Below are 20648 nucleotides of genomic sequence, written 5' to 3'. Positions count from 1 at the left end.
GCTCCTAGATTGGGGAATATGCCGGGGAAATTGCCCGATCTGCGGGCCGGGGGCAAGGAGCGTGTGTTTCAGCGCCCCAACGCGATCCCCTCGCGGCGCGGATCGGCGCCACCGCGCAGGGTCTCGCCGATCTCGATGGCATGCAGGCCGGAGTTCAGATCCCTCAGGGTCACCTCGTATCCCAGCGCCTGCAGCGGGGCCTGAAGCGCCTCGGCGGGTGTGCCGGCCTCGAGGTCATAGGTGCCGAAGCGGTTGACCGCATGGGGCTGCGACACCACCTGCTGCACGTCTAATCCCCAATCCAGCCAGGCGATCAAGGCCTGGGCAACATAGCCGATGATCCGGCTGCCACCCGGGGAGCCGAGGGCGAGGACGGGGCGGCCGTCCTCCATCACGATGGTCGGCGCCATCGAGGAGCGCGGCCGCTTGCCCGGCTCGACCCGGTTGGCAATGGGCACGCCGTCGCGGTGGCTGCGAAAGGAGAAATCGGTCAACTCGTTGTTCAGCAGGAATCCTCGCACCATCAGCCGCGACCCGAAGGCGTTCTCGATCGTCGTCGTCATCGACAGCACGTTGCCGAACCGGTCGACGATGGTGATATGCGATGTCGAGGGAAACTCGATCGCCTCGTCATCGGCCCAGTTCCGCGCGTGGTCGAACTCGGGTTTGCCCGGCGCCACCTCGGGCAGCGCGTCATCGCCCCGGAGCAGTTCGGCGCGCGCGGCAAGGTAGGCCGGGTCAATCAGCCCCTTTGTCGGCATCGGCACGAAATCGGCGTCGGCCATGTAGCGGCCCCGGTCGGCAAAGGCGAGGCGCGAGGCATCACCGATCAGCCGCCAGGCCTCGGGATCCTGCGGGCCGGGCAGGGGGCGGGTGTCCAGCATGCCGAGGATCTGGCCGACGGTGAGTGCGCCAGAGGATGGCGGCCCCATGCCGCAGACCTCATGCGCGCGGTAGGAAACGCAGGCGGGCGGGCGTTCGCGCACCTGGTAGAGCGACAGATCCACCTGCGACAGCACGCCGGGATTGCCCGCGGCGCTCTGCACCGTACGAGCGATGTCGGTGGCGATGGGGCCGGAATAAAAGGCCTCGGCCCCCTTGGAGGCCAGCTGGCGCAGCGTGTCGGCATAGGCGGGGTTCGTCAGAGCCTGCCCCGCAGTCACCGGTTGGCCGCCGGGCAGGAAATAGGCCGCGGTGGCCGGGAACCGTGCCAAGCGGTCGGCGTCCCGGGTCACCAGCCCGGCCAGCCGGGGCGAGACGGAAAAGCCGCCCTCGGCCAGGGCGATGGCGCCGTCGAACAGCGTCGACCAGGCGCTGCGCCCCCATCGGCGGTGCGCCTCGGCCATGAGCGCCGGTGTGCCCGGCGTGCCGACGGACCGCCCGCCAACCACCGCGTCGTAGAACCCCAGCGGTTCGCCGGTGTTGTCCTGGAACAGGGTCGGCGTGGCGGCGAGGGGGGCGGTTTCGCGCCCGTCCAACGTTGTCAACTTTCCGCTCGCCGCGTCGTACCAGACCAGGAAGGCGCCGCCGCCAAGGCCCGAGCTTTGCGGCTCAACCAGCCCCAGCACGGCCTGCGCGGCGACCATGGCATCGGCGGCGCTGCCACCATCGGCCAGGATCGCCGCCCCGGCCTCGGCCGCATGCGGGTTGGCTGCCGCGATCATCCAGTCCCGGGCCATCACCGGCCGCCCCTCGCGTTTCGCGGCCAGTGCCGCTGCCACGGCGGGGGAGGCCGGGGCGAACACGCCCTCGGTCGCGGTCTCCGGCGCGACGGCATCGGCGGCCTGCTGGGCGGTTCCCGGCGTGGCAAGGGCGAGGCTGGCGGCACAGGCGATCACGAAACGGCGCATGGGGTTCTCCCTTCGGATGGATGCGGGAACTGTAGCGGATCGGGGCGGTCTGGCAATCGCGGCGTGGTTGTCGGGAAATGCGCGCCCTTCCATTTCGGTGGCCCCTCCTCGGGGCGCGCCGGCGTTTATCCCAACGGGTAGCGCGCCAACAGGTTATACCGCGCGCCGGAGGGATGCAGGGTGGATTCGTAGAGGCCGAAACCCGTCACCGGGAAAGAGGGCAGGGGGGTATCGCCGTGATCGGACAGGAACCGGTGCAGGCGGGCGGCGGTCCCGGGCGTGGCCCGGCTACCGAAGCGGGCCAGCGTTACATGCGGGTGGAACCGGGCACGCTGTACCGCGACCCCGGCCCGGTGCAGCGCCCCGGTCACCCGACGATGCAGATCGGCAAGCGCGGGTTCGGTCCCCACATCGGCAAACAGGATGCGCGGCCGGTCACCGCCGAACACCCCGAGCCCGGAGAACCCCAACGCAAAGGGCTGCACCCGGATCGTTTCCAGTTCAAAATGCAGTGCCGCCAGTACGGCCTCTGACTGATCGCCCAGAAAGGCCAGGGTCAGGTGCAGGTTCTCCTCGGCCACCGGCCGCCCCGCGGGCAGCAGGGATTGAAGCCGCACCAGCGCCGCCGTCACCTCCTCGGGCAGGTCGATGGCGATGAAGGCGCGCATGGCCTCACAGCATTGCCGGTACCACCTGGTCGGGCGGGCGATGGCCATCCTCGAAGGTCTTGATGTTGATGATGACCTTTTCACCCATCTCCATCCGCCCCTCGACCGTGGCCGAGCCCATGTGCGGCAGCAACACGACGTTGGGCAGTTCGCGCAGGCGCGGATTCGCCTTGGCGCCCTGTTCGTACACGTCGAGCCCGGCACCGGCGATCTCTCCCGCGCGGATCATCCGGGTCAGCGCGTTCTCGTCGATCACCTCGCCACGCGAGGTGTTCACGATCACCGCGCTGGGCTTCATCAGCTTGAGACGGCGCGCGTTCATCAGGTGAAAGGTGCTGGGCGTCGACGGGCAGTTGATCGAGATCACGTCCATCCGGGCCACCATCTGGTCGAGGCTGTCCCAATAGGTGGCCTCATGCGCCTCTTCGATCTCGGGGCGCAGGCGGCGACGGTTGTGGTAATGCACCTGCATGCCGAAGGCGGCAGCGCGCCGGGCCACAGCCTGGCCGATCCGGCCCATGCCGAGAATGCCCAGCCGCCGGCCGCCGATCCGGCCGCCCAGCATCGCGGTCGGGGCCCAGCCGCCCCAGTCGCCCTTTTGCATCAGCGCCAGCCCCTCGGGGATCCGGCGGGTCACCGCGAGGATCAGCGCGATGGTCATGTCGGCGGTATCGTCGGTGACCACCCCGGGGGTGTTCGACACCAGGACCCCGCGCTGGCGCGCGGTGGCCACGTCGATGTGATCCACCCCGGCGCCGTAGTTGGCGATGAGCTTGAGCTTATCGCTGGCCTGGGCGATCAGGCCCGCGTCGATGTTGTCGGTCAGCGTGGGCACCAGCACATCGGCTGTTTTCACGGCCTCGACCAGTTCGGCGCGGGTCATCGGCGTATCATCCTCGCGCAGGCGCACGTCGAACAACTCGCTCAACCGGGTTTCCACCGCCCCCGGCAACCGTCGCGTGACGACAACACTCAACCGTTCTCTTGGCACTTATGCTCCTCCGATGCTTTTCAAACCGGCCTGTTCCGTGGCATCGTGGCGCAGGAACCGTCGGGGCACAAGAACCCCATGCGCAATTGACGCAGGCTTTCCGTGATGAGGCGACCAGAGAGAACGGGCAGACCGTCTGTGAGTGTATTCAATCAGCTGATACGCCATGCCGTGGCGATGGTTCTCGTGGTGCTGCTGGCCGGCGCCGGCCTGGCGCAGCAAACCGGCGCGCGCGGTCCGGTGACGAACCTTCCGCTGCCGCGTTTCGTGTCGCTGAAGGCCAGCGAGGGCAACGTGCGACGCGGCCCGTCTCTGACCCACCGGATCGACTGGGTCTTCAAGCGCCGTGACATGCCGTTGCAGGTGACCGCCGAGCATGGCCACTGGCGACGTGTGCAGGACCGCGACGGCGCTGGCGGCTGGGTGCATTACGCGCTGCTGTCGGGGGTGCGCACGGTGCTGGTCGAGATGGACCTGCTGCCGATTCACACCCGCCCGGACGACGCTGCGCCGCTGGCCGCGCGATTCGAACTCGGCGTGGTCGCGCGCCTTGGCGACTGCACCCCCGACTGGTGCCGCATCTCGGCCGGAGGCTATCGCGGCTGGGCGCGCAAGGCGCATCTCTGGGGCGTTTCCCCGGATGAAATCCGCGACTGAATCGGCCTGAGTCGAGAAACACGCATTCGGGCCGATTTTTTTGCCAGATGGCCCTTGAACAGCCCGGACAAGCCGAGTAATTAGCCGCTCACCGTTGGGGTGTAGCCAAGTGGTAAGGCAGCGGTTTTTGGTACCGTGTATCGTAGGTTCGAATCCTACCACCCCAGCCATGATCCTGAAAAAATGCATACTTCCCAATGGGATAGCCGTGATCAAGCGGCCAGCCTCCCGTCTGCACATCGCGGTGCTTCACAAACTGCTTCACATTCCCGGGGGTGTGGCCGGCGTGATGCCCGCAGGAAATGGGGGCTGCACCTCGTCCGAAGAAACCAAATCTTCCAATTTCGGCGGCGTTGGCCGGAGAGACTGAAAAAACTGGGCGCGCCCGCGTTTCTGTCTGTTTCTCTTCGTACCGACGTTCTCTCCGTCGCCGCCGCGCGGTCCTGCAGACTGCGTGCGGCTGTGGAAGAGGGAGAACGGGAATTGATCGCTTGTCTTGCCGACCGGCCAGTCTGTGCCGAAACGACTCGATCGCTGCTGCGCGAGATGGTGCGCAGCGCTGTGCAGAAGATGATGGAAGATCTCGAGGCACCTGTGGCCTCGACACTGGACACCGAGCGCCTGCCGGCCATCGAGGCGGAACTCAGGGAGATAAAACTCGCCTTGCGCCAGCGCGACTGGTCCACCGCACCCGCCGTCGCGGCCCCTTGTGTCGCAGGGTTCGAGATCCAGGCGCAGGACCTTTCACAACCGGCTATTGCCCGGCAGCTCTTGCTGACACGTCTGCGGCTCCTGGAACTGGAGGCCGAGGTTGAGGAGACTTGCGACGATCCGCTGCACCTCGGGCGCGATCTTCTCGCCCAGCATGATCTGCTCCCCCGTAGGGACGCGTTGAGGCCACCGATGAGGCTGTCGGAGGCTGTCGAGAAAGCCGCGGATGCCGCCCCGGCCTCGGTTGAGGTCAAGATCCGAACCGTCGGCGTCTTGGCGCTTGATCATTTCGGCGATATCGCGATGACGACGCTGACCTACGGTCGAGTTGAGGAATTCCTCGAGTTTCTTTGGTGGATGCCGAAGCACTGGGGAAAAAGCCACGGCAAGAACCGGTTCAACCAGGAGGGGCGGGATCTGCGACCGAGTGAAGAGCGCATCCTCGCCGATGAGCGGGACGCCGCTATCATCGAGGCGGTTCTGGCGGATGACAGTCTTTCCCGTCCCGACAAGCGGCGGCGCCTTGTCGACGACCTGACCCCGCGCCTTACTGACGGCTATCTCATCGTTCAGAGGGACATGTTCCAGAGGATCGTCGCGGCCGCACTCGGAAACCGCCGTGTTGGTCGCGACCTCGACGATGACGAGCGGATCGTGCCGTCGCACAAGCAGTTGAAAGACGCGATCGCCAAGTGGCACAAGAACGCGAAAACCTCATGCGGTCTGCCCCGGCGCGTTTCCCGTCCGAAACGGCGCCGTTCCTGGTCGATCGAGCATATTGCGAAGCTGTTGCTTTCGCCGATTTATCGAGGGGCAAGTTCGGAAAAACAGCGGGGACGCCGGGCGCGCGGGCGCAAGCGGGTCATCGTCAGGGATGCGCTCTACTGGGTGCCTTTGATCATGATCACAATGGGGGTCCGGCCGGAGGAAATCCTGCAGTTGCCTTTGACAGCTGTTGTGCGCCGGAACGGCGTCTATTGTATCGAGGTCGCGGACACGTATTCCTTGTTGAAGAACGAGCAGTCCCGGCGCTCTATTCCCATCCCTCAGCTTCTGCTGGATCTGGGGTTCCTGCAATGGGTTCGCTTCCAGATCAGGCAAAAGAAAATCTGGGCGTTTCCGGAGATTCCGGAAGACAAATCACACGACAAGAAATCCCAGATTTTCGGCGGGCGGCTGCGCAATATCTTCCGAACCCTGAAGATCGAGTGCCCGCACGAGGATGTGTACGCGATGCGGCGCACGCTTGCCTCGAAGCTCTTGCACGCGGGCGTAGATACGGGCGTGCGTCAACGCATTCTGGGGCATCTCGAGGGGACGACAGTCGATCGTCACTACTCCGATGACGGTTTGTTGGAGTTGAAAGACATGCTCGATCGTGTCGATTACGGCATCAAGGTCGGGCGTGAAAAGGGGGTCGGCTTTCCGCTCATCACGGGATGCTCGGCCCTCCTGTTGCCAACTGCTGCGGTTGATATCGAGTTGCAGGACGATGCGCAGATCGCGGGCGTACGTGTTGCTGACAGCGATACCGGAGAAATCCTGTTCGAGGCACGCTTGGACGGTGCGAATCTGCAAGCGAAGAGCAGCCTTACCGATGCGCCATCGAGAAGCGCGCAGGAATGCGCAACGCAACTGGTCGATTTGGAAATGGCCTACGATTTGGCCTTGCCCGCCAGCGAAGAAGCCATGCGCGCCTTTCAACACTTGCTGATCTTCGCTGACGAGGACCAGAAAAATGTGACGGCCAAGGTTCGACGTCCGGTGATCTCGGATCCATTTGCGGCTGTGGAGCGTCAGGAAGAAGGCCTGTCGGGTGACCTCGCACCTGACGCGCCCTCGGTGAGACCACAAGCCGCAAGGTTGCCGGAAGAAGTTGGTACATCGGTGGGCCAAACAGTTCTTTGCGTGTTCCCTTTGCGCGGCGCTCAGCGGGGCGACGGGCAACCTCGCCCCGGTCTGGTTGTCGGCGAGAAAGTCCTGTCCGGGAAAAAGTATCTTGATATCGCACAAGGCGTGTCGACAGATGCAAAGCAACCGAGGAGGTATGATCTGCTGTTACAGACGGCAGAGGACCTGAACGCTTCACGTTTGAAGACAGCCACATGCTTCGATATGCGCAAACGGATTCTCGTTCACGCCGAGGATGAGAGCCGAGTCCAAAGGATACTCGGAACTTTGCCAAAAGACGCGAGGCTCAGAATGAACGAGGCTCTACTCGCTGCCGGTGATGTAGCGCCTGTCCCGGCTTCTGAGGTGCGCGCGGGTCGGAAAGAAACCGTCGTGGAGATTCACCATCCCAAGAGGCTTCGGCAGCCGGAAGTGTATTGATCAGAGGTTGTTGCTGTTTTGAATGGCGTCTCGCTGAGCGGTGTAGCTTAGCCATTATTCCATCGTGGCCCAGCTGCGCCACTTGGGAACTGTTTGATGCGGCTGTGCCGCAGTTCATCTCCCAACGCTGTTGACAACGTTGCTTCAATGATGTCCCGGGCGGCGCTTTTGGTTTTTGCGAAGTGCGGAGCGAAATTTTTCTTCCGCGCGCGGAAGGATGGGCCAATTTCGTCAGTAGCGATCTCCGCCACGCAGTAGTGAAAGTAATACCGCTACTACCCATTACCACTATCGGGAAGGATAATATCATGCCCGCGACCTCAAAACCTGCAAACACGCCGACGGCTCTCTTGAAAAAGGTTGAGAAGGCCTTTGATACGCTTGAGAAGGCCGGCCGAAAACCCACGGTTGAGGCCATTCGCGGCGAGATTGGTGGTTCCTACACCAAGCTCTGTCCGGCTGTACGCATCGTGCGTGAGCGCCGGGCAGAAGATCGCCGGCAGGCTGAGGCGACACCGGAAATGCCTGACGAGGTACGTGAAATCTTTGAAACCGCATGGGTTCAGGCCCACCGCGTTGCGGATGAGCACAACGTAGCGGCACGGAAGAGCTTTGCCGAGGAAATCGCGCGCAAGGAGGCAGAGGTTGAAGAACGTGAGGCTGCACTGTTCAACCTTGAGGCCGAAAACGAGAAACTCGAACGGGATCTGGGAGCGGCTCAGAAAATCGCGCATGAAGCCGAACTTCGCGCGACCAAGCTGGAGGGCCTCTTGGGACAGCGTGAACGGGATATTGAGATCGCGAACGCCAAACTCGAGGAGCGCGATGCCATTCTGACACCATTGTTTTTCAACAATTTCAAGGCGAACGAAAGAGCTGGGTAGTCCATCCAGGACTGTTCACGTGGTTTTGGTTTGCGGCCAAAGCGGCCAGTCAACCGCCAGCTATGCGGAGAGCGCGGCTGGCGGGCCGTTACTGCCGTTTGCACCCACTACGCGCAGCCCCAGATTGGCCCAATGTTACGCCGACCAATAGCCTCCATTTTTTCACAGCCGTTGACGCTTCATGGGAACAAACATGATCTCTATTGGTTGTGTCGACGGTAGCCGCGCTTGTCGTGCTTGAATGGCGCCTTTCGGCCCTTTCCGGTCATTCACCGGTCGTGCCGTCGCCGCAGCGCAGCTTCACGAGACCGGTCGTTCGTGCATCTTGCAGCATCCGAGCAGGGGTGAAGGTCAGGAAGCGGACTTTGCCGCCGTCCGGATGTTCTTCTGCAATGGCAGCTTTGACCTCTGGGTGGGAGGTGAGTGCTGAGTTCGTTGCGAAGCGGGATCCGACCATGACCACCTAACAGTAGATTCTCTACAGGAATGTGACGCTCGGTCTTTACGGTAGCGCCTATGAGGTCGCCGAAGTGAGGAGTCACTTGTCTCGTTCCGCGTAGAGAGGTTCGAGAAGACCGTGTTCACTGTTCACGCGAGACGCGCCCGAGGGCCTCCAGCTCTTGCCCCGACTCGACCTTTACACAACAGACATCTTCCCGACGTCTGAACCGCCCCGGGTTTGCCGGAGGCTTCAACTCCTGAGTAGGATGAAGCCACAATGAGCAAGACAACAAACAAATATTCTCCTGAGGTCCGCGAGCGTGCGGTGCGGCTGGTGCTGGACAACCAGGGCCAGCACAGTTCCCGCTGGCAGGCGATCATGTCGATCTCCGCGAAGATCGGCTGTTCCGCGCACACGTTGAATGAGTGGGTCAAGAAGGCAGAAGTCGACAGCGGCAAGCGGGCGGGCGTCCCGACAGATGTGGCCGACAAGATGAAGGCGCTGGAGCGGGAGAACCGCGAGCTGCGTCAGGCGAACGAGATTCTCCGCAAAGCCTCCGCGTATTTTGCGATGGCGGAGCTCGACCGACGGTCGAAGTGATGGTGTCATTTATCGACATGCATCGCGGTGAGCATGGGGTCGAGCCGATCTGCACTGTCCTGCCGATTGCCCCTTCCACCTATTATGAGCACCTGGCGAAGCGGGCTGATCCGGCCCGGTTGTCGGACCGTGCCCGGCGTGACCAGGCATTGCGGCCCGAGATCCTGCGTGTTTTCGAAGAGAACTGGCGGGTCTATGGCGTGCGGAAGGTCTGGCGGCAATTGCAGCGGGAGGGTTTCACTGTTGCCCGCTGCACGGTTGCCCGGCTGATGAAGAGCATGGGTATTCAAGGCATTATCCGGGGCAAGCCGCACAAGACCACGGTGCCCGACAAGAAGGCGCCATGCCCGCTGGACAAGGTGAACCGGCAGTTCCGTGTGCCCGCGCCCAACATGCTCTGGGTCAGCGATTTCACCTATGTTGCCACCTGGAAGGGGTTCACCTATGTCGCCTTCGTTATCGATGCCTATGCCCGCAAGATCGTTGGTTGGCGTGTCAGCACCTCGGCGCATGCCGGGTTCGTTCTCGATGCTCTGGAGCAGGCTGTTCACGAGCGGCGGCCGACAAAGGCGATGGGGCTTGTTCACCACTCCGACCGCGGCAGCCAATACCTGTCGATCAAGTACACAGAGCGGTTGGGAGAAGCTGGTATCGAGCCCTCTGTCGGCAGCGTCGGAGACAGTTACGACAATGCCCTGGCCGAGACGATCAACGGCTTGTTCAAGGCCGAGGTCATTCACCGCCGCGGCCCTTGGCGCAACTTCGAGGCAGTGGAATACGCAACACTCGAATGGGTGGACTGGTTTAACAACCGCCGTCTGCTTGAGCCTATCGGGAACATTCCGCCGGCAGAAGCAGAGGCCAATTTCTATGCGGCTATGGAAACTGAGGAACGAGCCGCGTAACTAACTGCAATCAGCCTCCGGCAAACCCGGGGCGGTTCACTTTGGCAGCGGGCTTGTGGATGATGAGACGGGTTTCGCGGAAACTCAGGCTTGTTATGCGCACCTCGGTCGCCGGTCCTGCGCAGCCCGGGGCGGTGCAAATCGTCTCACGCACCGAGACAAGGCAGGCTGCGCCGCTGCCAAGGTGCGCCCGGACCAGTCGCTTGATGTGCTGTGTGTGCCAGAGAGCCTGTGCGGCTTGCATTCTGTCATACTGCCTTTAATCCAACTCCGTGCTTTCTTTGAGCAGCAATGCCTCGGCGACCGGATCCCGTGCGGAGACTGCGACGGTGGTCAGGCCGATGTCGGCCAGTCCGACCAGGAGGCCAAACGCTGTGCCTTCGGAGATCGGCGTCGTTTTCACGCTCTGTGACGTCCTGGTCCGCAACGATAGGGCGCCGTCGATTGTTGACAGCAAAGCGTCTGCGCCATCGGGGACGGTCGCGGTTGTGTGCTCCAGAACCAACAGCTCGGGTCGGCCTGTTCGGATGCGATGGAAGAAGCCTGACATCACCTGCGTTGCCTCCTGCGCGCAAAGTCCGACCGAGACCTCGATCCCGGCGTCTTGTAGCCGCTCGAAGCCGCCGCCGTTCACCCTTGGATCCGGATCCCGAACTGCGCAAACGACGCGGCGCACACCTGACGCGATGATCGCATCCGTGCAGGGCGGGGTCTTGCCCCAGTGGCAGCAAGGTTCCAGCGTCACGTAGAGGGTCGCGCCTTTGGTGCTGATCCCGCTCCTTGCCGTGGCCTGTTCGATCGCGGCCCGCTCTGCGTGGGGGCGGCCGCCGGGCTGGGTGGCAGCCTCTGCCAGAACCGCGCCCTCCTTGACCAGCACGCAGCCCACCGGTGGATTGGGCCAGACATGGCCGCGCGCGTCCTTGGCCAGCGCAAGGGCGCGCTGCATCCAAGCGAGGTCAGAGTTGGGTTGGGTTCGGCGCATCGCCATACACCGCCACGGGGTCGAATGTCTTGTGCTCTTCGAGGAAGGTCAGCGGGCCGCCGGCCTGTGCGCCAAACGGAACCGCCCGGTAGAAGCAGGAGCGGTAGCCAACGTGGCAAGACGCCCCGGACCCGGTGACATCGACGCACAGCCACAGCGCATCCTGATCGTCGTCGACGCGCGCTTCGACCACCTTTTGAACCAAGCCAGAGGTCGCGCCCTTGTGCCACAGCACCTGCCGTGCGCGGCTGAAGTAATGGGCCTCACCGGATTCGAGGGTCAGGCGGAAGGCTTCCGCGTTCATCCAGCCGAGCATCAGCACCTCGCCTGTGGCGGCATCGGTGGTGATGCAGGGCAGCAGACCATCGTCGCCGAATCTGGGGGCGAGGTCAGTGCTTTCTTCGACCTGTTCCAGGGTCTTGCGGGATTGAAATTTCAATTGTGTCATCTCGGTCCTTTTGAGGCTCTTGCGGTCTGCTGTGTTATATCATAACAAAACGGGCTAAAAGCAGATACATGGTTAAGGGGCGAGCCCCGCAATGGCATTGGAGGACACACGCGTTCCGGTCACCTTGTTGACGGGGTTCCTCGGGGCCGGGAAGACAACGCTTCTCAACCACCTGATCCGCGATCCGGAGGCCGGGCGGATTGCCGTCATCATGAATGAATTCGGTGATGTGGGTCTTGATCACGACCTGATCGAGGAGGCGACCGAAGAAACCGTATTGCTGCAATCGGGGTGCCTGTGCTGTGCGATACTGGGGGATCTGGCCAAGACGCTTGCGGCCTTGATCGCAAAACGTACCGCCGGAAAGGTGGATTTTGACCGGGTCGTGATTGAAACCAGCGGCATCGCCGATCCGGGTCCGATCGTCCACACCCTGGCGACGGATCATCAGATTGCGCAGGCATTCCGGCTCGATGGTGTCGTGACGCTGGCTGACGCGGCAACGGGCCTGAAATCGAACTGCAATATTCCCTGCCGGATGTCTGGTCTGTGAGGATCTTCGTGGCGTTGTGCCGCAAGAACGGCATTCGCCCCTACCGTTATCCCCGGCAACGGCGCACGACGGTGATGGTCCGGGTGCGGCAGTCGCGCTTCGAGCGGACGGTGGCCGAGGAGTTCCGTACCCTGCATCGGGAGCTCACGGGGTATTTCGACGAGATGGTCGAACATCTGATCGCAGACGTGATGAAATCGGACGGCGATGACGAGACACTGGAGCAACGCCGGTTGCCGGGTTGATGGATCAAGAGCAGCCCATAGAGATGTCCGGGGTCGGGCAAGTCTGAGTATCGGCTTGACAGCAATATGTTTATTCTCGATAGAAACAGTCAGATAACCTGAATCGCCAGCTTCGCAGCCAGCATAAATTCCAAAATTGCGCGAACTCGGACGATTGGGCATCCTATGCTGGACTGGTATCTTCTCGGCTCAACGCCGTATCCTGCATCAGCTGGGTGGCAATGGCAGGGGGGGGCGGCATGATCCTGCGCCGCCTCATTCTGCGGATTTTGTTCTCTGTCTTCCTGCTGGTTGCGGTCGCGGTAATCTCATTTTCGCTTTTCCATCTCATCCCCGGCGATCCCGCGCTGAGGCTGCTTTCTGATGAGATGGGCGGTGCGCAGCCGACCGAAGAAATGGTCGAGGTTTTTCGCCGCGCCCACGGGTTCGACCGCCCTTATCCCGAGCAGTTCCTGACCTTCGTCACGCGGGCAATGTCCGGGGATCTTGGAACCTCGTTGCGGACCGGCCAGCCGGTTGCAGAAGAAATCGCTCATCGGCTGGGTCAGACGCTGCAGCTCGCCTCGGCGTCCTTGGCGCTGACGTTGGTCCTATCGCTCGGGCTTGGGTTTGCCACGGCCTTGCGACCGCAGGCCCGCTTTGATCGGATCGTGCGTTGGTGGACCTCGCTGATGCTTGCCACACCGGGGTTCTGGCTGGCGTTGGTGTTGCTGCTGGTCTTTTCATTGCATCTGGGCTGGTTGCCTGTCGCCGGCTACGGAACGCCCGCTCATATCGTGATGCCGTCCGTGGTCGCAGCGCTGGTTAGCAGTGGGCTTTGTATCCGCTTTGTTCGCGACAGGGTGCGTCAGACGCTGCAACTCCCGCATCTGCAAACCGCACGGATGAAGGGGCTTTCGCCTGCACAAGTCTTTTTGGGTCATGCATTGCCCTTTGCGCTGCCAGCGCTCATCGCCTTGTTCGGGCTTCAGGCGGCGCGGATGATCGACTCTCTGATCGTGATCGAAACAGTGTTCGGCTGGCCAGGTCTCGGTTCCTATATCGCCGAGGCTGTCATGGGGCGCGACCTGCCGGCTATGCAAGCCTCTCTTATGACCGCCGCCGGGGTTTATATCCTCCTCGGGCTTCTTAGTGACATCCTGATCGTTCTGGTCGATCCGCGCGCAGAGGCGGTACTATGATCCGAGTGCCCCACGAGCCGACGAGATGGGACCGACGCGGGTGGTGGTTGTTGCGGCGACCGGGGCCGTGGCTTTTCGTTGCTGTCCTCGTGCTGGTTCTGTTCGGAGACGATATTGCGCCTCATGACCCCCAGCTACGCAATTTGCGAAACCGTCTGCTTCCGCTGAGCCTTGATCACCCTCTGGGCACCGACGCGATGGGGCGGGATATCCTGTCGCGTCTTATGGCCGCGTTCACCGTCACGCCGGTGGCCGCCTTCGTCACCGTCGGACTGTCGAGCTTGATCGGCACCGCGTACGGTTTTGTTGCCGCGATGGTGTCGCGTCCGTTGTCATCGATGATGATGCGGTTTGTTGACGGCGTGTTGTCACTGCCATTGATAGCGGTCGCTCTGGTGGCGAGCAGCATCTTCGGCGTCGGCCTCTATTCCATTGTCACCGCACTGGTGCTGCTGCACTGGGCCGATTACGCTCGGGTGGTGCGTAGCGCCCTGGCCGCCGAGATGAGCCGAACCTATGTGTTGGCGGCGCAGGCGCTCGGAGTACCGCCGCTCCGTCTGGCGATGACCCACCTGGTGCCTGCCATGACCGGTGCGCTTCTGGTGCTGGCCTCGCATTCGCTGGCGGTTACGATCCTGACCTTCGCGGGTCTGTCTTTCATTGGCCTCGGAGCCGAGCCGGGATCACCGGAATTCGGTCTGATGGTGGCTGAATCCCGTGATCACATGCGCTCTTCTCCGCACCTGATGATTCTTCCGGGTCTCGCTGTTTTCGGATTGGTCCTGATGTTCAACCGCTTTGCTGACACCTTGTCGGATCGCGATCCGTTGGCAGGTCCTTTCCGCACGCCCTCTTCCAGAAAAAGGAGAATCTGAAATCATGAAGCTTTTAAAGACCTTGCGGGCTGGTCTGGTGGCCGGCGCGCTGGCCACCGCCGCGGTTGTAAGTCCGGCATCTGCCCAAGCCGTCGACAACCAGACGCTCGTGGTTGGCACCATGTGGGAAGCGCTGCCCTACAAGATGACCGCGCGGCGCGGTCGCTTGTTCAACGAGGTCGAAATCCTCGATACCCTGGTCAAGCTCGACTACGACATGTCCTTGAAACCGGGGCTGGCGACGGACTGGACCCAGGAAAGCCCGACCGAATGGGTCTTCACCCTGCGCGAAGGGGTGGTTTTCCACGACGGCGAGAAGCTGACCGCCGAGGTGGTGAAAAATTCGCTGGCCCACGTGATGGAGTTGCTGCCCTACGCGTCGGGTCTGCTGGCCATCGACCGGATGGAGGCGATTGACGAAATCCATCTGAGGATCGTGACCAAGGTCCCGTTCTATGGGCTGCCCAACCAGCTGACCGATGCCTTCACCGGAATTTACGCGCCATCTTCCTTCGGGCCGGACGGAGCCTTCGTCAAGCCGGTGGGGACCGGGCCATACATGCTCAAGGACTACGTGGAGAAATCCCATACAGACGTGGAACGCTTCGACGAATATTGGGGGGAAAAGCCGGCCATTCGTACAATTCGCCTACGCTATATTCCCGATCACAATGTCCGTGTGATCGCGCTCGAAGCGGGGGAGATCGACTTGGTTGACAACCCGCCCCCCGCCGAAGCCAAGCGGTTGGAGGCGGAAGGCAAACAGGCCGTCTATCGCGCACCTGCCGCCGGCCTTTATTACATGGTCATGAACACGCGTGACAACAGCCCGCTTTCGGACGTGCGCGTGCGTCGGGCGGTGGACCGGCTCATTGACCGCAGCCTGATCACCGACTTCGCTCTGGACGGGGCCGGCTACCCGGGCGAAACCTTCTTCTCACCCGAATTGGGTGGGTTCCCCGAGGAGAAACCGCGCGAGGTCGATCCCGAAGCCGCGGCAGCGCTTCTTGAACAGGCCGGTTACAGCAAGACCGATGGCCAGTGGAGGAAAGACGGAAAGCCGCTGGTCCTCGATCTGGTTTCCTATGCCAGCCGTACCGAGATGCCTGCCATCACCGAAGCAGTGGTCGCCTTGCTTGCCGAGGCCGGAATCCAGGCGACCCTGAACATGGAGACCTGGGGCGCGCTGGTCGATCGCACCAAGCAAAGTAAGTTCGATGGCGCCATCGTTTTCTGGACGCCGGAGATGACCGGCCATCCCGACCTGCACCTGATGCCCCACCTGCATTCGTCGAGTAACCTGGACTACAACGGTTATGGCAACCCAGCGCTGGATGCGTTGCTGGAAAAGGGCCGGAGCCTGCCCGAGGGTGATGCGCGCGACGCAACCTATAGTCAGGCGCTGGAAATCATCGTGGAGGATGTTCCGATCGTGCCCTTGGTGCACAAGATGTACCTCGCTGCGGCCAACAAGAGGTTGCAGGGCTATCGTATCCATCCGTCGGGGTTCTTCTACGACTTCAAGAACGTCCATTGGACGGACTGATCTGGCCGCATGATCATGGTGTCCGGGGCCGCACAAGCCCTGGGCATCGATAAAATTAGGGAAAGACCGAAATGAAGCTGTCGATCCTCGATGCTCTTCCCATCTGCCTCGGTGAAACCGGGCTCGACGCGATCCGCAACGGGATCGAGCTTGCCCGGCATGCCGATCGGCTCGGCTTCCACCGCTATTGGCTGACCGAACATCACGGCGTGCCTTCGGAACCGGCGACCGCGCCCGAGCACTTGATTCCGTCGCTGTTGGCAGAAACGCAGAACATACGGGTCGGGGCTGGTGGCATCCTTCTGAACCATCACAGCCCCTACAAGGTTGCGTTGAATTTCCGCACCCTGTTGGCCCTTCACCCCGAGCGGCTCGACCTTGGAGTCGGGCGGGCCTCCAGCGGTGCCGCAGCAGACCTGGCGCTAATGCGTGACAGGGAGGCCGCAAACCAAATTGATCGCGATGCTGATCTCGATGAGCTTGTGCGCTGGCTCGGCAAGGAACCGCAAGCTGATGCGCGGCTGAACGGGTTGGCGATCCTGCCGGAATTGCCGCCGGGCCCTTCACCCTGGGTCCTTTGCGCCAGCATACGCTCGGCGCGCCACGCCGCCGAGAACGGGCTGTGTCTCGCCTTCGGCGCCTTCATCGCCCCGCAAGAGGCCGAGGCCGCGTTGCAGGCTTACTTCCAATATTTCCGCCCCGCCTCGCATCGCGCCGGCATCGCCGAGCCAAAGGCGATCCTGGCGGTGCGGGTGGCTGTTGCGGAAACCCGGGAACAAGCCGAACGCCAGGCGATGCCGATGCGCCTGATGATGAGGCTGCGTCGCGGCGAAGGGCGCTTCATCGAGCGCCTGCCTACACCCGAGGAGGCGATCCGCCAATGGGGAGGAGTTGTCCCTGCCGAAGGGCCGCCAGAACCGGGGGGGGCATGGCCGGATTACGTGGTTGGCGATGCCGCGCGCGTGGCCGACACGCTCGACCGGATGGCAAGGATCACAGGCGTGGGCGAAGTGATGATCCAAGACTTTGTCCCCGTGCATGCGCAGCGTTTGCAAACCTGCAGCTTGATCGCAAAGCAGTTCGGGGGCCGGTGATGCAACCTGTGGCACAACAACGGATCAGCGAGAGAAGAAATACAAACGGCGGCGGGGTGAGGTTGGTCGCCTCTTCCGGAAAGGAAGCAGGATGCGCGTGATCTGGCTGCAATCGGACTTGGACGGTCCTCCCCCGACGGTGGCCGCCCATGCTGCCACCTGGATCATCTCACAGGCCGAGCTTTCTGTCACACATCTGGAGCAGGCTGGCGGGCTGGTGACTGGCCGGCCTCTGGACCAGAATGCGTTGCTGGCTTTGCGTCCGGCGATCGAAGCATTTCTCGACCGTGGTGGCCGTTGGTTCTTCAATGGTCATGTCGTCCGGCCTTTGATCGACGGGCTGGCCCCTTTCGAACCGATGGCCATGCCCAAACGGCCCGATTTTGATCAGACCCGCCTTGCGCCGCATCCGATCTTCGACGGGATCGAAATCGGCAAACTTGAAACCAACAAGGGGGTTGCCGGCTTCTATGGACGAGGCGCCAACCCGATGCCCCCTGGGGCCATTGCCGTGACCGGCCTGCGCGGCGGAACCGTGCCGGTAGATTGGGTTTGGTGTCGCCCGAGGGGCGGGCGCGTGTTTTCCCACGCGGGCAACGACCTTGGCCAGATGGGGCTGGAATGGGGCCTTGCGGCGCTGCTGCAAACCCGCATCCTCGACTGGGCCGCGGGAGGGGCCTGCCTATGCGACTGATTGCCCCTTGCTCCGGGACCTACTACCAGATCGAGGCGCTGGAGGCGCCACGTTACGCCCGGTTCTTCGATCATGTGATCGCGCCCGAGGCGCTGGCCGGGGTGCTGACACCCGGTGATTGCCTCTTCGTGCCCTGTCGCACGCCGGCCCAGCGGATGATCGCGCAAAAGGATGTGATTTCTCAACATCTCGCCAAAGGCGGTACGGTCGCCGCGATGGGGGAGAGCCATTCCGAACTGTGGCTGCCCCATGTCACCTTTCACGAACGCCCCACCAACTGGTGGTGGTGGTTGGAGCCCGGGGCCGATTTGGGCAACCGCGTCATCGCGTCGGACCACCCACTGATGCGTGACATCGGCAAGCCCGAGATTACCTGGCACCTGCACGGCCATTTTGACCCGCCCGAGGGCACCGACGTGCTGGCGACCGACAGCGAAGGGCGCGCAATACTTTACTTGGACGAGGTCAGCACACCGGGCAGGATGGTTGTTACCTCGCTCGACCCGATCTATCACCATGGCAGCCATTTTATGCCGGCGACAACGCGGTTCCTTGATCGGTTTCTGCCAAACCTGAAGGTTTGGCTTCAGGAATGAGATCGCCGAGACTGAAAAAAACGTATGAAATTATTTTCGCCGGGGGCATCGTTTCAGGCCAGAGATATGGTGTCTCCTTTCCATAACGAAGTCATTCCAGGTAGTGTCCCGGAAAGTGGTGTGGAAACTGGCATCCACCTGTCCTTTGTTGCAATAAATGCTATCAAAGGAGCGGCATCAAACCGCGACAGGTCCAGCTGGTCACTCATAGCGTGTTGGTGGCCAGACAGATTGGGCACCATAAGGAGTTTCAAGTGATATACATCGCTATCCGGCATGATTTGATCGAATCGAGTCTCAGTGAATAATGCGCATCACAATTTTGACCCTGTGCGCTTCAACAGTTGGCTTAGTCGGACAGGTCATCGAAGGTGACGAAAACACCCTTGCTCACAAGTTTTGCTCTCGCGTTGTGATGGTATTTCTTCGATGGTCTTTGCCGCGTCGTTAGGTATTCAGCCATCGCCTTCGCAGCCCTGGCTGGTGTTTATTCCGATCGACCCAGGTTGAGCAATCGCTCAACGGGCGGAGCTTTCGTCTCACGCAGCGTGGCCGGCGATTGCGGTAGTCAAAACGTCTTGACACGCTCTATTTCTCAAGTTTGAATTAGTGATCAAATTATTGATAAGTGTACTGTAAAAAATTTTGTACGGGGAAGGGCAGTTGTATAGAGGACGGTTTCCGGGCATCTCGACAGGGGGTGCTTCGTTTCCAGCGTACTTGGTCGGCGCAAACTATCCTGTCGAGGGTGATCTTGAGGACCTACTTGAAGGAACCTTCTTTGGGAGGGTTCTCAACTCTCATGCGATCGTCAGTATCGCGGATGTCAAAGGGCGGATTACCTACGTAAACGACAAGTTTGTCGAGATTAGTGGTTATTCCAGAGAAGAGTTGATCGGCCAGAACCATCGCATGTTGAAGTCAAGTGAGCACGATCAAGACTTCTATCATTACATGTGGCGAACAATTGCGAACCGGGGAACCTGGACAGGTGAAATCAAGAACCTGAACAAGAACGGCGACCCTTACTGGGTCAAGGCCACGATCGCACCGCGGCTGAACCAGTTTGGGAAACCATTCGAGTACCTCTCGATACGAACGGACATCACCGAAGAAAAATCGGCCGAAACCTTGCGCGCACAGCAATCGACTTTGGATATGGTCAGTCGGGAAGTCTACATGTTCTGGGCTGATACGCTCAAGTTCTTTTATGTGAACCGCAGAGCTCAAGAGCGGCTGGGTCTCAATCAAGGGGAGCTTCGCCAATGCACTCCTCTGGACCTATTAGAGGGGGCGACAGAGGCTGGTTTCACCGGGGCAGTTCGCCCACTCATGTCAGGTGAGAAAAAGGCTTTGGAATGCGAGATGGAGCTGCCGAGTGTAGACGGGACGAAATTTCCGGGCGAAGTGAAACTCCAATTGATCGAGCCCGAGCAGGGAAGAAACAGGTTCGTGGCCGTAATCCGGGATATCACTCTCCGGAAGCAGGCGGAAATCGCGAAAGCGAACTTCCTCGGGATCATGAATCACGAATTGAGAACCCCGCTTACCGCCTTGAAGGGTGCGTTGGACCTGCTTCAATCGGAAGAAAGGCAAGGAACCATCGATCAGGACAGACGTTTGCTGGATCTCGCGTTAAAGAGTAGTCAGAAACTGGAAACGCTGATAAACGATCTCTTGACTGTACAGCTGAAGGATGCCGGTCAGAAGATCTCCAAAATCGGGAAAACCGACCTCGCGGCCGTGGTCGCGGCTGCGGTGGAGGATCTTCTTGAGCAATCTCCGCAAGAGCGAAAGCGGGTCGTTTTCGCACCCCCACAAACTCCGGTCCCCGTTAGGGGTGACAGCGATCGGTTGGCGCAGGTTGTCGTCAACCTGCTCTCCAACGCTCTTAAGTTTTCCGGCGATGCCGAGCCGGTCGAGGTGACGCTCGCGCAGGAAGGGAGATACGCCAAGGTAGCGGTCAAGGACTACGGCATGGGGGTCCCTGAGGAAATGGAACTAAAGCTCTTTGACCGGTTCTTCTTGGCGGATTCATCGGACCGGCGGCGCTCTGGGGGCACGGGGTTGGGGCTTTCCATCTCAAAAGCCATTGTCGATGAGCATGACGGAACCATTGAATTTGAAAGTGTGCCAGGAAAGGGTTCGCTTTTTTGGTTCTGCCTCCCCCTCGACACCGACTGAGAAGTTACCCCTCGGTGCCATAACCGCAGCGGTCGCTGCGCCTGGCTCTCTGGCGGTATGGGGCCACCAAGACCGTCGGCTTTCGGGCGGCCACGTCGCCCATGCCACAGTCTTGATTAAGAATTTTTAACGCGGGCACAACGTAACCGCCCGATTGGCACCGCGGGCTAAGCAGCAGCGGCGTTGCGGTGTTCAGTGCTCCAATTCCATG

General features: G+C 61.5%; 20 protein-coding genes, 1 tRNA gene and 1 other annotated feature. Of the genes, 14 read left to right on the top strand and 7 right to left on the bottom strand.

Features of this window, described 5'->3' with window-relative positions; all coding sequences use genetic code 11:
• Positions 1-68: 68 nt before the first annotated feature.
• The 3 genes from ggt to ABWV23_RS17850 all read right to left on the bottom strand — a co-directional run bounded on the left by ggt (position 69) and on the right by ABWV23_RS17850 (position 3509).
• Positions 69-1850 carry a gamma-glutamyltransferase gene (gene ggt / locus ABWV23_RS17860; protein ID WP_353350174.1) on the bottom strand — a complete coding sequence of 594 codons (1782 nt, stop codon included), beginning with the start codon at positions 1848-1850 and terminating at the stop codon, positions 69-71.
• 125 nt (positions 1851-1975) lie between these two features.
• Entirely contained in the window at positions 1976-2518 is a 543-nt protein-coding gene (thpR, locus tag ABWV23_RS17855; RefSeq protein ID WP_353350171.1) for an RNA 2',3'-cyclic phosphodiesterase, read from the bottom strand.
• 4 nt (positions 2519-2522) lie between these two features.
• The gene (locus ABWV23_RS17850) at positions 2523-3509 is read right to left on the bottom strand and encodes a 2-hydroxyacid dehydrogenase (protein ID WP_353350169.1); all 987 of its coding nucleotides are present in this window, start codon (positions 3507-3509) and stop codon (positions 2523-2525) included.
• Between the two features lie 177 nt (positions 3510-3686).
• Here ABWV23_RS17850 and ABWV23_RS17845 point away from each other — a divergent pair, with 177 nt between their 5' ends.
• The 3 genes from ABWV23_RS17845 to ABWV23_RS17835 all read left to right on the top strand — a co-directional run bounded on the left by ABWV23_RS17845 (position 3687) and on the right by ABWV23_RS17835 (position 7208).
• The gene (locus ABWV23_RS17845) at positions 3687-4166 is read left to right on the top strand and encodes an SH3 domain-containing protein (RefSeq protein WP_353350354.1); all 480 of its coding nucleotides are present in this window, start codon (positions 3687-3689) and stop codon (positions 4164-4166) included.
• Between the two features lie 95 nt (positions 4167-4261).
• Positions 4262-4336, top strand: a tRNA-Gln gene (locus ABWV23_RS17840).
• A 292-nt stretch (positions 4337-4628) separates the two neighbouring features.
• Entirely contained in the window at positions 4629-7208 is a 2580-nt protein-coding gene (locus ABWV23_RS17835; protein WP_353350167.1) for a tyrosine-type recombinase/integrase, read from the top strand.
• 47 nt (positions 7209-7255) lie between these two features.
• Here the strand turns inward: ABWV23_RS17835 and ABWV23_RS17830 are convergent, their stop codons facing one another.
• Positions 7256-7459 (bottom strand): hypothetical protein, encoded by a 204-nt coding sequence (locus tag ABWV23_RS17830; protein ID WP_353350165.1) that lies wholly within the window; start codon positions 7457-7459, stop codon positions 7256-7258.
• Positions 7460-7516: 57 nt separating this feature from the next.
• Between ABWV23_RS17830 and ABWV23_RS17825 the strand changes: the two genes are divergently transcribed.
• On the top strand, positions 7517-8092 hold the full coding sequence (locus ABWV23_RS17825) for a DNA-binding protein (protein ID WP_353350163.1): 576 nt from the start codon (positions 7517-7519) through the stop codon (positions 8090-8092).
• Positions 8093-8357: 265 nt separating this feature from the next.
• Here the strand turns inward: ABWV23_RS17825 and ABWV23_RS17820 are convergent, their stop codons facing one another.
• A complete protein-coding gene (locus tag ABWV23_RS17820; RefSeq protein WP_353350161.1) occupies positions 8358-8549 on the bottom strand; it encodes a hypothetical protein in 192 nt (63 codons plus the stop codon).
• Positions 8550-8810: 261 nt separating this feature from the next.
• On the opposite strand from ABWV23_RS17820, the gene ABWV23_RS17815 reads away from it, so the two are divergent.
• Positions 8811-10039, top strand: a protein-coding gene (locus ABWV23_RS17815) for an IS3 family transposase (protein WP_353350159.1) whose coding sequence is annotated in 2 segments (ribosomal slippage) — positions 8811-9099 and positions 9099-10039 — 1230 coding nt in all. Because the reading frame shifts where the segments join, the coding sequence is not laid out codon by codon here.
• Positions 9092-9208, top strand: a sequence feature (AL1L pseudoknot). Its footprint overlaps the gene before it by 117 nt.
• A 259-nt stretch (positions 10040-10298) precedes the next feature.
• Here the strand turns inward: ABWV23_RS17815 and ribD are convergent.
• Both ribD and hisI read right to left on the bottom strand, forming a co-directional pair.
• Entirely contained in the window at positions 10299-10985 is a 687-nt protein-coding gene (gene ribD, locus ABWV23_RS17810; protein WP_353350157.1) for a bifunctional diaminohydroxyphosphoribosylaminopyrimidine deaminase/5-amino-6-(5-phosphoribosylamino)uracil reductase RibD, read from the bottom strand.
• A 10-nt stretch (positions 10986-10995) separates the two neighbouring features.
• Positions 10996-11469 (bottom strand): phosphoribosyl-AMP cyclohydrolase, encoded by a 474-nt coding sequence (gene hisI / locus ABWV23_RS17805; protein WP_353350155.1) that lies wholly within the window; start codon positions 11467-11469, stop codon positions 10996-10998.
• A gap of 91 nt (positions 11470-11560) precedes the next feature.
• Between hisI and ABWV23_RS17800 the strand changes: the two genes are divergently transcribed.
• The 9 genes from ABWV23_RS17800 to ABWV23_RS17760 all read left to right on the top strand — a co-directional run bounded on the left by ABWV23_RS17800 (position 11561) and on the right by ABWV23_RS17760 (position 20437).
• Positions 11561-12022, top strand: a complete 462-nt coding sequence (locus tag ABWV23_RS17800; protein WP_353350153.1) for a CobW family GTP-binding protein — start codon at positions 11561-11563, stop codon at positions 12020-12022.
• The gene (locus ABWV23_RS17795) at positions 12019-12267 is read left to right on the top strand and encodes a hypothetical protein (protein WP_353350151.1); all 249 of its coding nucleotides are present in this window, start codon (positions 12019-12021) and stop codon (positions 12265-12267) included. Before ABWV23_RS17800 ends, ABWV23_RS17795 begins: the two co-directional genes overlap by 4 nt.
• Positions 12268-12506: 239 nt before the next feature.
• Positions 12507-13448 (top strand): ABC transporter permease, encoded by a 942-nt coding sequence (locus ABWV23_RS17790; protein ID WP_353350149.1) that lies wholly within the window; start codon positions 12507-12509, stop codon positions 13446-13448.
• An 89-nt stretch (positions 13449-13537) separates the two neighbouring features.
• The gene (locus ABWV23_RS17785; protein ID WP_353350147.1) at positions 13538-14323 is read left to right on the top strand and encodes an ABC transporter permease; all 786 of its coding nucleotides are present in this window, start codon (positions 13538-13540) and stop codon (positions 14321-14323) included.
• Positions 14324-14327: 4 nt separating this feature from the next.
• Positions 14328-15869 (top strand): ABC transporter substrate-binding protein, encoded by a 1542-nt coding sequence (locus tag ABWV23_RS17780; RefSeq protein WP_353350145.1) that lies wholly within the window; start codon positions 14328-14330, stop codon positions 15867-15869.
• A 71-nt stretch (positions 15870-15940) separates the two neighbouring features.
• A complete protein-coding gene (locus ABWV23_RS17775; protein ID WP_353350143.1) occupies positions 15941-16963 on the top strand; it encodes an MsnO8 family LLM class oxidoreductase in 1023 nt (340 codons plus the stop codon).
• Positions 16964-17054: 91 nt separating this feature from the next.
• The gene (locus ABWV23_RS17770; RefSeq protein WP_353350141.1) at positions 17055-17657 is read left to right on the top strand and encodes a hypothetical protein; all 603 of its coding nucleotides are present in this window, start codon (positions 17055-17057) and stop codon (positions 17655-17657) included.
• Positions 17648-18253, top strand: coding sequence for a hypothetical protein (locus tag ABWV23_RS17765; protein ID WP_353350139.1), 606 nt, complete (start codon positions 17648-17650; stop codon positions 18251-18253). Before ABWV23_RS17770 ends, ABWV23_RS17765 begins: the two co-directional genes overlap by 10 nt.
• Positions 18254-18973: 720 nt before the next feature.
• Positions 18974-20437, top strand: coding sequence for a PAS domain-containing sensor histidine kinase (locus ABWV23_RS17760; RefSeq protein WP_353350137.1), 1464 nt, complete (start codon positions 18974-18976; stop codon positions 20435-20437).
• Positions 20438-20648: the final 211 nt, after the last annotated feature.

The organism is Aquicoccus sp. SU-CL01552, assembly GCF_040365005.1.
In the GTDB taxonomy this organism is placed as follows: domain Bacteria; phylum Pseudomonadota; class Alphaproteobacteria; order Rhodobacterales; family Rhodobacteraceae; genus Antarcticimicrobium.
The sequence above is the reverse complement of the archived record's forward strand: the minus strand, read 5'-3'. Positions and strand labels throughout refer to the sequence as shown.